The organism is Flavivirga jejuensis (assembly GCF_030540765.1).
In the GTDB taxonomy this organism is placed as follows: Bacteria; Bacteroidota; Bacteroidia; order Flavobacteriales; family Flavobacteriaceae; genus Flavivirga; species Flavivirga jejuensis.
The window spans coordinates 303021-316038 of the sequence record NZ_JAUOEL010000004.1 but is presented as its reverse complement, the minus strand read 5'-3'; the positions used below and the strand labels follow the sequence as shown (position 1 = coordinate 316038).

General features: G+C 31.6%; 14 protein-coding genes. 8 read left to right on the top strand and 6 right to left on the bottom strand.

Translation table 11 applies throughout. From position 1 onward, the window contains the following. The first annotated feature begins 665 nt into the window (after positions 1-665). The 3 genes from Q4Q40_RS12970 (at position 666) to Q4Q40_RS12960 (ending at position 2847) form a co-directional block, all read left to right on the top strand. Positions 666-1229 (top strand): hypothetical protein, encoded by a 564-nt coding sequence (locus Q4Q40_RS12970; RefSeq protein WP_303302271.1) that lies wholly within the window; start codon positions 666-668, stop codon positions 1227-1229. Between the two features lie 187 nt (positions 1230-1416). After that, positions 1417-2004, top strand: coding sequence for a GrpB family protein (locus tag Q4Q40_RS12965; protein WP_303302270.1), 588 nt, complete (start codon positions 1417-1419; stop codon positions 2002-2004). Positions 2005-2037: 33 nt separating this feature from the next. After that, positions 2038-2847: a CPBP family glutamic-type intramembrane protease gene (locus Q4Q40_RS12960; protein ID WP_303302269.1), complete on the top strand. Its 810-nt coding sequence runs from the start codon at positions 2038-2040 to the stop codon at positions 2845-2847. 70 nt (positions 2848-2917) lie between these two features. Here the strand turns inward: Q4Q40_RS12960 and Q4Q40_RS12955 are convergent, their stop codons facing one another. Then, on the bottom strand, positions 2918-3172 hold the full coding sequence (locus tag Q4Q40_RS12955; RefSeq protein ID WP_303302268.1) for a hypothetical protein: 255 nt from the start codon (positions 3170-3172) through the stop codon (positions 2918-2920). Further along, positions 3129-3986 carry a class I SAM-dependent methyltransferase gene (locus Q4Q40_RS12950; RefSeq protein ID WP_303302267.1) on the bottom strand — a complete coding sequence of 286 codons (858 nt, stop codon included), beginning with the start codon at positions 3984-3986 and terminating at the stop codon, positions 3129-3131. The genes Q4Q40_RS12955 and Q4Q40_RS12950 overlap by 44 nt, the downstream gene beginning before the upstream one ends. 212 nt (positions 3987-4198) lie before the next feature. On the opposite strand from Q4Q40_RS12950, the gene Q4Q40_RS12945 reads away from it, so the two are divergent. The 5 genes from Q4Q40_RS12945 to Q4Q40_RS12925 all read left to right on the top strand — a co-directional run bounded on the left by Q4Q40_RS12945 (position 4199) and on the right by Q4Q40_RS12925 (position 8840). After that, positions 4199-4762: a TetR/AcrR family transcriptional regulator gene (locus Q4Q40_RS12945; RefSeq protein ID WP_303302266.1), complete on the top strand. Its 564-nt coding sequence runs from the start codon at positions 4199-4201 to the stop codon at positions 4760-4762. A 63-nt stretch (positions 4763-4825) separates the two neighbouring features. After that, positions 4826-5572 carry an SDR family NAD(P)-dependent oxidoreductase gene (locus tag Q4Q40_RS12940; protein WP_303302265.1) on the top strand — a complete coding sequence of 249 codons (747 nt, stop codon included), beginning with the start codon at positions 4826-4828 and terminating at the stop codon, positions 5570-5572. 156 nt (positions 5573-5728) lie between these two features. Next, positions 5729-6709: an alpha/beta fold hydrolase gene (locus Q4Q40_RS12935; protein WP_303302264.1), complete on the top strand. Its 981-nt coding sequence runs from the start codon at positions 5729-5731 to the stop codon at positions 6707-6709. A gap of 145 nt (positions 6710-6854) precedes the next feature. Then, on the top strand, positions 6855-7835 hold the full coding sequence (locus Q4Q40_RS12930) for an alpha/beta fold hydrolase (RefSeq protein WP_303302263.1): 981 nt from the start codon (positions 6855-6857) through the stop codon (positions 7833-7835). Between the two features lie 210 nt (positions 7836-8045). Then, positions 8046-8840: a cation efflux transmembrane domain-containing protein gene (locus Q4Q40_RS12925; protein ID WP_303302262.1), complete on the top strand. Its 795-nt coding sequence runs from the start codon at positions 8046-8048 to the stop codon at positions 8838-8840. 57 nt (positions 8841-8897) lie between these two features. On the opposite strand, the gene Q4Q40_RS12920 is transcribed toward Q4Q40_RS12925, so the two are convergent. From Q4Q40_RS12920 to Q4Q40_RS12905, 4 genes are all read right to left on the bottom strand, one after another. Beyond that, positions 8898-9551 (bottom strand): response regulator, encoded by a 654-nt coding sequence (locus Q4Q40_RS12920; protein ID WP_425555821.1) that lies wholly within the window; start codon positions 9549-9551, stop codon positions 8898-8900. Between the two features lie 53 nt (positions 9552-9604). Further along, positions 9605-9994, bottom strand: a complete 390-nt coding sequence (locus Q4Q40_RS12915) for a RidA family protein (RefSeq protein ID WP_303302261.1) — start codon at positions 9992-9994, stop codon at positions 9605-9607. Between the two features lie 575 nt (positions 9995-10569). Next, on the bottom strand, positions 10570-12393 hold the full coding sequence (locus tag Q4Q40_RS12910; RefSeq protein ID WP_303302260.1) for an ATP-binding protein: 1824 nt from the start codon (positions 12391-12393) through the stop codon (positions 10570-10572). 11 nt (positions 12394-12404) lie between these two features. Further along, on the bottom strand, positions 12405-12989 hold the full coding sequence (locus Q4Q40_RS12905; protein ID WP_303302259.1) for a DUF4202 domain-containing protein: 585 nt from the start codon (positions 12987-12989) through the stop codon (positions 12405-12407). Between the last annotated feature and the right edge of the window lie 29 nt (positions 12990-13018).

Below are 13018 nucleotides of genomic sequence, written 5' to 3'. Positions count from 1 at the left end.
ACGTACAAAACTAAGTAATTATACGTAATTTAAAAATATTAAAATACGTAATTTGGAATAAATATCAGATTGATAATTATTGAAAGTGAATTTTAAGGATTTGATAAAAAAGAGAATATATTAGAGAAATATTTATTGGATTAATAAATAGAAAAACTTCAACATACGTAATTGACCTTAACTTAAAAGATTTATTATTTTAGTCTTATTAATGTGGATATAAGCAATTGTTTATATCAAATTGTTATTGGTAATTAATAAAATATGGCAAATCACGAATATATTATATCCGAAGTAATGTTTTTTAAAGATAATGATGGTGTTTATACCGCTACATAAATTTGAAAGAAAACTAGGAAGTCCGTAAGTTCGCTTTCGCAGACTAAAAATCTGTTTCGTGACATACCAAAATGTAAAATAATAGTAAAACTGAATTCCTGTGAATTCGTGAAATTCTTGTCAAAATTTTTAGAAGCTGAAAGCGACATGCACTAAAATACATCCTTGTTAAATACAGTTGAGACCAATAAAACTGTTACACTACCTAATTAACGCTAGTAACATAAAAGATTAATAAAAACCGTATAGTTAATATAACTTTATTGTAAGTAATTTGACGCAACCATATTGAGTAAAATACATCTATGAAATAAAATAGATTATTTATGAAAACGTATCTGAAAACAATATCTCTTGGGATTTTTATATTACTTTTAAGTTGTAATGAATCTGATGACACTAATATTTCAAACCCTACGCCAACGAGCGATTCATTTCTTCCTATGCACATAGGGAATTATTGGAAGTATGATGAAGACAATTACACTGAAATCACCGATACACTTCGAATAGAAGGGGATTTATATTATAAATTTTATTCACTAATTGGAGGAGATGCAGTTACTTTTCAGTATTTAAGAATTGATACTAATCAAAACCTTATTCAAGGGTATCCAGACAATCCTGATTTTAAACACATACATGCTAAATTTAATACATCACTTGAGGATACATTTTGGACTCTCAATAACAAATCAGTGAATGACTTTAAAGCCACTCTAATTGAAAAAGATGACAATTTAAGAACTTATGCATTTCAAAGATTTTACAAAAACCCAGAAGAAGAAAAACTCTTTGTTTCATATATAAGGGGATTAGGTTGGAATTATAATTTTTATACTACTAGTTACAAACAAATTAAAATAGATGGGGAAATATATAATTTTTAGGTTACAATTTTCCTCTTATAAAACAAAAACTATTTCAACATAGATGTATAAAATAATTGCTTAATTTTGAGTCTAACAAAAGATTGTTGCAAGTTTATTACATCTGATTTTCCTGAGTAAAATCCTCGCACGTAACCCGAAATTATTCTTATACAAGACGCTGTTCACCGAAAAAAAACGAGAAACAATGAAAAAAACTTTATATGATTTAACCAAAGAGGATTGGAACACACTTTTTCCAATTGAATTAGTTGACCATAATCCCGAATGGAAAAACATTTATGAAAGCGAAAAGAAACGAATAATTGAAAAAATTGGAAATGAAACAATCTTGCGAATAGAACACTTTGGAAGTTCTTCAATTCCGAGTATCAAATCAAAACCATATATCGATTTGATGATAGAAATTCCTAAAGAAACGCTATTTGACGAAAATCTAATCGCAAATTTCACAGAATTAGGTTATTCTCATTTTGTAGTTCCAGCCAGAGAAGATATCGAGGCATATTCAACATTCGGAAAAGGCTATAATATTGACGGAAAAAAAGAACAGATTTTCCATATTCATATGTGTCCGAAAGATAACGTAATGTGGAAACAAATTGACTTTCGAAACTTTTTAAATTCTAATTCTGAAAGAGCGAAACAATACGAAAATCTAAAGCTCGAATTAGCAACTAAATTTAAAAATGACAGAGGTTCTTATGTCCTTGGAAAGACCGATTTTGTGAATGAAACTTTGGAAATCATCAGCGGAAAAACCAGCGCACAATAACATGAAAAATAATTACCTGGTTATTACAATACAATGAACCTATTAAAAACCTATCCTAATTTAAGCCGACTGCTTCTTTTTGTGGTTCTGATTATCATTGCTCTTTTTTTACCTGATTTCATACCCTTGCCGAAAGGGACTAAACAAGTTTTCCCATTTGTTGGACTGATATTGATTATAATAGCAAATTGGACTTTATATAAAACGGAAAACAAAAATCTAGATGAGTTAGGGTTCAATTTTAGTGGACAAAATTTAAAATATCTCCCCATTGGACTTGTATTAGGAATTTTAGCTGTTCTAATTGGTTATTATTTAAAATGTTTGCTAACAGGTGATATTATAATAACAAACAACTCTTTAGATTATCGAGAAATATTAAAAGAACTCTATTGGATTTTGCCAACAGCGGCAGTACAAGAATTTATATGTAGAAGTTATGGATACAAAAAACTGATTTCAATCTACAATTTGAGAATAGCAAACCTAGTCACTGTTATAGTTTTTGTTTCAATGCATAATGTATTTAACATTGGAATATTCGGAGCAATTTTCTACTCTATTTCACTAATTATAGGACACTTTGTTTTTGCAAATGCTCTTTTAAAGGCTGGAACCATTTTCTTTGCTATTGGAATTCATTGGGGAAGTAACGTGGCAAACAACCAACTGTTTACTGAAGAAAAACTATCCACATCTATTTTATTTCTAGAAAAGGCTGCACAAGAGGAACCAACAGGGTTCAATCCATTGGGAATTCTACTTTATATTATCGCAATGAATATAGGTTTTATTCTGTTATGGAGATTTCTTAAAAGATGGAGGAAACCAAAGAAAAATTAGAACTAAAACTACACAGAAGAACGAGATTGTTGTTTATAATGATGACGTTTATGCAGTAGTTACCCAAAATTCAAATATTCGTGAGTACCCAAAGTTCTACTTCTTCCAAAGCACGCCAATGCTGATCTCGTTTTGTTTTACTGGAAGCAGCACTTACAGATTTTTTAAAACATCTTTCCAATTGAAACCTGTTACCTTCATCTAATTCTTTTTGTATAGGATGATCTGTTGTTACATTAGTTATTTGAGCTAAGTTTGAGAAGATGAGTACCAGTTTCCCTTCAGGTAACAGTCTTTTTTTTGCCGCAGCAAAAAAAATCTGCAAACAAGGTTTTATTGTAATAAATAGCGGCATCAATATGGCTCAAGTCATGAACTTCTGGTAGCCAAGGCGGATTAAACACAATCAATTCGGTCTGTTTTTCCCACTTACCAAAAAGGTGTCCAAAATCCAATTCAATTTTTCGAGACAGCTTAGTTGTTCCCATAAATTCTATCAATCCAACAATGGCATTAGGGTTTATATCCGTAGCATACACCTTTTGAAAATGATGTTGTATCATTTGCAAAGACAAAACACCACACCCAATACCTATTTCTATAGCTGTCTTTTTTGGCCCTTTATAACGCTTTAACCAATTATCAAAAAGGACTAAATGTTCAAAACGCGTAGGAAAGTAGGTTCCGTAATAAGGATGCATTTTGTTCCGAAGTACAGGTATAGAAATCCCATTTTGGTACCATTGCCAAGCACTATTCAAGCCTTGTATTTGAGGAAAAGTTAAAAAGAAATGATTATTTTCTGAATAAAATTTTTCTAACCAGCCAATACCAGGAGATTTCTTTACACATAGTTTTTGATCGACAATTTCTAATAAAATTAAATTTGAAAGTCTATAATACTCTGTGCGATACGCCTGTTGCTCCAGAAAAGACTTGTTAGGTAATTTTAGTTTTAGATATGTGTGTAAATCATGAAGCAGAGATATTCCATCATTATAGAACTCCTTAATTAGTATCGATTCACCTCGTTTTAAGGCCTCGATCGTAGCCTTAACGGCTGTTCCTTGTTTAAACGATTTAAGCTTTTTACCAATTGCAATAGGCTCTGGCTTGTTTACTTCTATATCAGTAATCATAGCTTAATTTCCTTTTTTGATAAGGTAGGCAATCCTATCTGCCTATTACTGTTATCTAAGGATAAATATTAAAAAATACTATGCAAGCTTACTTATGAAAATCCACGCTCTTAAAAGCATAACTAATAAAATCAGAAACTTATACAAACCATTAATTTAAAAATAAAGACAGACTTGTCTTTATTTTTGAATATTTGTTTTATATTTGCCTCATGAAACATTCTGAGGTAAAAAATAGAATCATTGAAACTGCTTCATTCTTATTTTATAAGAATGGGTATAATTCCACTGGAATAAATGAAATTATTTCAGAAACTGGTATAGCCAAAGCAACACTTTATAATCATTTTAAATCAAAAGAAGATATATGCCTTGCCTATCTTCAATTCAAGAATGCGACTTTTATTTCAGATATTGAAGCGTTCACCACTTCCAAACAAAAAGGGAAAACTCAAATACTTGCTATTTTTGATTTTCTTGAAGTCTTTTTTCGGGATAAAGATTTTAACGGTTGCTGGTGCATCAAAACAGTTTCAGAAATCCCAAAGGATAATGAAAAAATCAGAAATGAAATACAAGCCCAAAAAAACAGTTTTATTCATCTTATCTCAAAACTTATTACCAACAATTTGGAAAATATTAAAGAAGAACAAATCGATTCTCTTTCCCGACAAATTTACTTACTCTACGAAAGTGCTGTAAGTGAAAGTCATTTACATCAAGAAAATTGGCCTATAAAAGAAACAAAGAATTTGTGTTCACAAATCATAAGATAAAAAAATTTTATCCATTTAAAGACAGACTTACCTGTCTATTTATAAATTAAATAAACAAAAAAAATGAAAGAATTCGAAAAAAAAGTAGCCTTAGTAATTGGAGGTACAAGTGGCATTGGAAATGAAACAACAAATGCCTTATTAGAAGGCGGTGCAACGGTACACATTGTAGGTAGAAATGTTGATAAAGTAGCTGATAATCCTAATTTGATTAAACATGCAATAAACATATCTAAAACAGATGAAGTAGAAACTTTAATTTCAGAAATCACAGCATGGGATAACTTAGATTATCTCGTTAATGCATCAGGGATTTTTGGACCAAAACCATTTTTAGATCACACATTAGAAGATTATAATTCTTACTTAGATTTAAACAGAGGTTTCTTTTTCATTACACAAAGTGCCGCTAAAAAGATGAAAGCCACTAATGGAGGAGCCATCGTAAATGTAGGATCTATGTGGGCTAAACAAGCTATAAAAGCAACACCATCTTCTGCTTACTCTATGCAAAAAGCGGGTTTACATTCTTTGACTAAACATTTAGCAATGGAACTAGCAGATGATAATATCCGAGTAAATGCTGTATCTCCAGCAGTAGTAAACACACCTGTTTATCACGGTGTTTTTGGAGGAAAAGAAGAAGCTCAAAATGCATTAGCAGGTTTTAATGGATTTCATCCTATTGGAAGGATTGGAGAACCTAATGATATTGCAAATAGCATACTCTTTTTACTTTCAGAAAAGGCATCTTGGGTTACTGGTGCCATCTGGGATACCGATGGTGGTATCATGGCTGGAAGAAATTAAGCAGACACATAACAATGCAAGCCATAACAGAGTTTAGGCTCTGTTTATGGCTTTTTTTATGTTTATTATCAATATTACTCACTCAAAATATTTTGAAATACCCTTGCCCGAAATCAATACAAAAATTAAAAGTGCCCTTATTTAAAATAAAACACAATGAAGAATTTATTAATCACATTAATCACAGTTTTCCTTTTTGTCTCTTGTGGAGACAAAATTAAATCTAAAGTACGTACTCGCCCCAATGATATAGAGCAAATAAGAGAGAAAAAAACAATAACACTTAAATATAAAACGATAGACATTAACGGAATCAACATAGCCTATCGAGAAGCTGGTAATCCTAAAAATCCAACTATAGTATTATTACATGGTTTTCCTGCTTCTTCTCATCAATATAGAAAAGTTTTAAATCAATTGTCAGACGAATTTCATCTCATAGCACCAGACTATCCTAGCTTTGGTAATAGTGATTTTCCAGATTCCAACACCTATAAATACACCTTTGATAACCTGGCATCAACAATTGATGCGTTTCTAGAGAAAAAGAAAATCAACTCATATGCACTAATGATTCAGGACTATGGAGCACCTATTGGTTTTAGAATTGCAACGGCACATCCAGAAAGGGTTACTGCTATAATAAATCAAAACGGTAATGCCTATGAAGAAGGTTTAGGAGAGGCTTGGGCAGGAATTAAAGAGTTTTGGAAAAACAGAAATAAGCAAACAGAAGAAGCTTTATTACCTGTTTTTTCTTTAGAAGGCTTAAAATGGCAATATACACATGGTGTTAGAGATATAGAAAATGTGAATCCTGATAATTGGCATTTAGATTATTTGAGGCTTTCCAGACCACATGCACATGCTATTAACCTAGATTTATTTTATGATTATCAAAATAATTTAAAATTGTATCCAAAATGGCAAAAATATTTGAGAAACAATCAACCTCCTCTATTAATTGTTTGGGGTAAAAACGATGCTTTTTTTCCTGAAAGTGGCGCAGAAGCTTTCAAAAAAGATGTTAAAAATATTGATTATAATATATATGATACAGGACATTTTGCATTAGAAGAAGATGGCGATGATATCATTCAAAAAATCAAAATATTTATGAGAAAAAACATAGAATAACATCTCTAATCTAGATAAAAATCGGGTATTAACAAGTCATAAAAAATAGCGATTTTGGGTAGTAACTCAAACCGTTATTTTTTAAATTACATATCTTTTAACTTGAAAGATAGCAGCGATTAATCAAATAATTATAGTCAAAAAAATGAAACAATTATTAATCATTATACTTTTTACAATCGTAATAACTGGATGCGACAATCCAAAATATAACAAAACCGAATCAAACCAAAAGGAATACTTTTTACCTCCTCCAACAACATATAATTATAAGATGATTGATAGTGTTAAATTATTTTATAGAGAGTCAGGTAATAGAAAAAATCCAACAATTGTTTTATTGCACGGCTATCCATCTTCTTCCCATTCGTATAGGAATTTAATACCCATGTTATCCACGCATTATCATATAATTGCACCAGATAATCTGGGGTCGGGTTATAGTGACCATTTAGACCCAAATACAACGACTTATACCTTTGATTTATTAGCAAACTATACTCAAAAACTTTTAGATAAGCTCGAAATTAATAACTATGTTATGTACATGCAAGATTTTGGAGCCCCAGTAGGCTATCGCATGATGATGAATGATCCTAATAGAATAGATGCACTAATTGTTCAAAATGCAAATGCATATCTTGATGGACTAACTCCAAAACGACAAGACTTTTTTAGAACAGCTCAAACAGATACTACACGAACAAAACACGATTTTTTATACAGTCTTACTGGAAAAGATGCAATAATTAACAAACAGTATTTGTTCGATCTTGACTCAACAAATATTAATATTCAAAGTCCTGATGCTTGGACACACGATCTTGTTTTTTTAAATTCTGATAAGGATAGAGAAATTCAAGTGCAACTTTTTCAAGATTATAATAACAATTTAATTAGATATCCTAAATGGCAAAAGATGCTTAGGGAGCATCAACCTAAAACCCTTATTGTTTGGGGTAAAAAGGATTTAAAATTTAATTCTAATGGCGCAAAAGCTTACTTAAAAGATTTACCAAAAGCAGCACTCCACCTTCTTGATGCAGGTCATTTTGCTGCTGAAGAAAAAACAAGGGAAATCGCAAAACTGATATTAGAATTTCTAAATAATAACGAAGTAGAATAACTGAGAACAACAAAGAAGTATAGAAATAATAAGGATTTCGTTTCAAACCTAAAATGAGTATTTTTAACAAAGTCTGCAAAATTTAAAATTTGACGATTCAAAGAAAATTAATCGTAAATTTAGCTAAGTGTTAACCCTATAAGAAAGTGATATATACCACTTAATATTGCACAAATCGTTGTGATTAATACAGAAAACGCTAGAAACCGAATGAACAAAACAATATTTGAAATTACCAAAATGGATTGTCCATCGGAGGAAAACCTCATCCGAATAACATTGGACGGAATTCCAAATATTGCAAATTTAGACTTTGACATTCCAAACCGAAAATTGACGGTTTTTCACAGCGGAGAAATCAACCAAATCGAAAAGTCTATTATCGAACTGAATTTAGGTGGAAAGAAACTTTCAACCGAACCAACCGACCAAACGGATTTTAAAGAAAACACAAACCAAAAAAAGTTACTTTGGTCTGTACTTCTAATCAATTTTGCTTTTTTTATTATCGAAATAACAACAGGGGTGATTTCAAAATCTATGGGACTTATTGCCGATAGTTTGGATATGCTTGCAGACAGTTTCGTTTACGGAATTAGTTTGTTTGCAGTTGGCGGAACGTTGATTAAAAAAAAGCGGATTGCAAAACTTGCTGGATATTTTCAAATCACACTTGCGATTATCGGATTTGTGGAAGTTTTAAGAAGGTTTTTTGGAGACGAGAAACTTCCAGATTTTTCAACAATGATTATCATTTCGATTTTTGCCCTTATTGCAAACGGAATTTGTCTTTACATTTTACAAAAGTCAAAAAGCAAAGAAGAAGCCCATATGAAAGCAAGTATGATTTTCACCTCAAACGACGTGATTATCAATTTAGGAGTAATAATTGCAGGAATTTTGGTAAATTGGTTGAGTTCCAGTAAACCTGATTTGATTGTAGGAACAATTGTTTTTATCTTGGTCATTCAAGGAGCCTTTCGAATACTGAAATTGAGTAAGTGAAAGAAAAACATTAACCACAAAATCCCCTTTTACTTAAACAGAACTTAAAAACACAAACTAAATCAACTGATATTCCTTAGCTTTATTATTAAGTTCCATAATATTTTTTACTTCTAACTTTTTCATTAAATTGAAACGATGTACTTCGGCAGTACGTTTGCTTATTTGAAGTTCTTCGGCAATATCTTTATTATTTTTAAGCTGTAAGACCAAACCAAGTATTTGTTTTTCTCTTTTAGTTAGATGAAACGGATCTTCAACGGGTTCTTTTTGTGTTGAACTGGCCGCATTTCCGTTCACAAAATTATTCATGATAATGGCAGATACATCACCTGTAAAATATTTACCTCCCGATGCTACTTTATTTATAGCTTTTAAAAACTCCTCTTTACTTGCTCCTTTTAATAAATAACCATCAGCGCCAGCTTGAATCGCTTTAATAACGTATTCTTCTGAGTCGTGCATAGACAAGACCAAGGTTCTTACTTTTTTATGCTTTTTTGACACTTCAGTAACCACTTCAATACCATTAAGCTCTGGCATTCTTATATCTACAATTAACAAATCTGGCTTGGTACGTTCTAAAACTTCCAATGCTTCTTTACCATTTGATGCTTCATCTATAACGGCTATCCCTTGCTCATCTTCTAAAAGCGCTTTAATACCATCTCTTACCAAAACGTGATCGTCTGCTAAAACTATATGAATCATATCTATTTATTAAACTTGAATTATAAGTACAAAAATAACGATTTTAAGTAATACTACGTATTTTGTGACTTCAAAGCTGTCACTTGAATTTCAATTTTCATTTTATCATCTGCAAGTAATGCCGAAAACATGGTTGCCGCTGGCCTAACCTCACCAAAATATTTTTTTAATACTGGCCAACAAGATTCAAATGCTTTGGCATTTGGCAAAATATAAGTCACGCGTACTACATCAGACAGGCTTGCATCTGCTTGCTCTAGTGTATTCTTTATATTAATTAAGCATTGCTCGGTTTGCTCAACGATATCATCACTAATACTCATGGTTTCATAATTATAGCCTGTTGTTCCAGATACAAATACCCAATTGTCTTGTACAACTGCTCTGGAATAGCCTATACTTTCTTCAAATGTTGAACCTGAGCTTATTAATTTTTTATTCATAATTTAATTTATAATCGTTTGTCAGAGCACAGCGAAGAATCTTTATAATTAGTCTCTAAAGATTCTTCAATCGTAAGCTTCGCTTATATCTTCAAACAAAATATATTTTGTTTTCGATAGCCTACCATTAACGTTTTTTATAAATACTTAATTTATAATCGTTTGTCATTCAGAGCGCAGCGAAGAATCTTTATCATTAATCTCTTAAGATTCTTCAGTCGTACCTCCTTCTGAATGACACTAACCTCTGAATGACACTAACCTTTTGCAAACATAGGATGATACCCCAATTATGTCATTTCATCCGCTAGTTAATTTTTTTATCTGGTGCCTAGCATTGACGGATTTTCATAAATACCTAATTTACAATCGTTTGTCATTCAGAGCGCAGCGAAGAATCTTTATCATTAATTTCTAAAGAGTCTTCAGTCGTACCTCCTTCTGAATGAACTAACCTCTGAATGAACTAACCTTTTGCAAACATAGGATGACACCCCAATTACGTCATTTCCACCGCTAATTAATTTTTTTTATCTGGTGCCTCAGACTGACATCTGATATATTATTAATTTTTGTCATGTACTAAAAACCAAAGGAATATTTAACGTCACTCTTGTACCCTTTCCTTTTTCAGAATTAAGAAATAATCGTCCGTCAATATATTTAATGCGTTCATTCATAAAAGTCATTCCCATCCCTCCTTCTCCATTCTTTACATTTTTAATCTTAGTGGGATCAAAGCCTTTACCATCGTCATCAATAACAATACTAAGTATTTTTTTACTATGCGTTAAGGATACTATAATATGTTTGGAATCTGCATATTTTATAGCATTATTAATGGCTTCTTGTACAATTCTATAGATATTAATCTCAGCAAGTGAATCTAATCTATCTGCAAAATCTGTTTTGTTATAAAGCACAATATCTTTCCCTGTAAGTTTAGAAAGTTCTTGAGTAAGCTTAGTCATTGCAGGTACAATGCCGTAATCTGATAATTCTGGAGGCGTTAAATTAAATGTTGCTGTTCTTACGCCTTTTATAATATTAGATGTGAGTTCTTTTAGGTGTTCAATTTTTACAGCCGTTTTATCAACATCCTTTATATCGATACTTTCCAGATTATACTTTAATCCTGTAAGCATTTGGCCTATGCCATCATGTACATCTTTAGCAATTCGGTTTTGCTCCTTTTCCTGATTTTCTATAATCTTACTGGAAATGGTTTTTTGTTGACTCATTCTCTCCTCAAAACTAGCTTTTGTTAAGCGCTCTATTTCTATAAGTCCTTCCTTCTTTGATGTGATGTCTGAGGCTATAATCAACAATTCTGATTTATCATTAGTTGGGCTAAAAGGAATAATCGCCATTTCTAACCATACCGCTACAGCATCTTTAGTGGTTGCTTTAACCTCTCCTTGCCAACCTGTTTTTTTATGTTGCGAAACAATATCGTCTATAATGGTTTGTTCTTTTTCATGAATAGATAAAACTTCAGAAAAAAGCACATTCGTATTGAATTTACTAAACTTAAACAAGCGGGAAAACTTATTCCCCATATGCATAACAATACCATTGGGTGCAATACGTGCAAACAATAATGTTTCGTCAATCGCAAGACTTAGTGCACGTAACTCTTTTATTGATTTTTCTTTAGCTTCACTTAAAACATCGGCATCAAAAGCCATTTTTTTTGCTTTCTTCTCTGCTTCTAACAATTCGGAAAGACTATTTTTTACTGTTTTAGCGGTAGGCCAGAATATAAAAAGGAATTCCCCTAATAAAAGTAATAATGTGATTGCCATTAGAAGCATTTCTAAATTCCGTAACCAGGCTACTTTTTCTTCAGCTTCTAAATCAAATTGATTTACAATTTGATCCATTTGCAATAAAAATACCCCTTCGTTTTTTTGGATAATGCTTAACTCATCTGCAAATACTAAAGTGGAACCATTTGAAATATTCTCATTTTTTTTTATAATTGAAGAAGCCGCTTCATTTATAGCGTTGAAAGACAAATTAATGTCTTTAAACATGGCTAAAATCACATCACTATTATTCCCTGGAAGTCCAAGGCTATCACTTCCCTCTTGAAGCGCATGGTGAGACGACTCCCAAAGTTGAAGCGTCTTTTTAAGTCTATTTTTTAAGGTAAGCCGTTCTTCCTGATTGTTTTCTATTGAAATTGACAAAATTTCTTTTGTTAATTTCTGACTCAACATACGCTGTCTTCCAGCGATATTTATTACTGTAGAATCGTTTTGTTGATCATTTAAATGTTTTCTAATAAGAATCTGACTAATAATAACAGAAATTGCAATGGTACTTAAAGCAATAATATACAAACGACTCAACCGTTGGAAAGTACGTTGATCTAAAGAACTGCCATGTTTAGTCATTTTTTATTTTGTTACGCTAAGGCTTGTTTTACCAAAGACAAACTTTTCTCTGAGAAGTTAAGCTTCAATGCTGCTTCATGTCCTTTATCAGACATTTTTACCCAGGTCTTTTTAAGAATATCAATGATCTTTTCATCATTATGCTTTGCTGCAAACTCTTCAAAATAATAGTCTAAAAAAACCAAACAGATCGTATCTTCTAAAATCTGAGATTCTTCATTTTTTTTGATTAGCTTTTTGTTTATCAATAGAGATACTCTATCTTTAAACTGCGTATCATATCCTACCTGATCAAGAATTTCGACTGTTAGCTCTGCATGCATTTTTTTTAGAGTTTCTCGCCATTTTAGATACCCAATCCGATCCATCGGATATGTATCTCTTGCTATTTTCCAACGACAAATATGTTGAGCTCGTGCTGCTATTTGAAGGGCTCTTGATGCATTTGGATTAAATTGTAAAAGTTTTCTAGACATACGCTGCGAATACAATAATTCCTTTGGATAGTCTAAACCATAAACCTGATATGTATTAATATCTTCAGCGTTTTTTTTATCTATCAACGCTATGGTGGTTTCAAATCTTGTGGGCTTCATTTTTTTATGTGTTTTGAACTAATCACAAC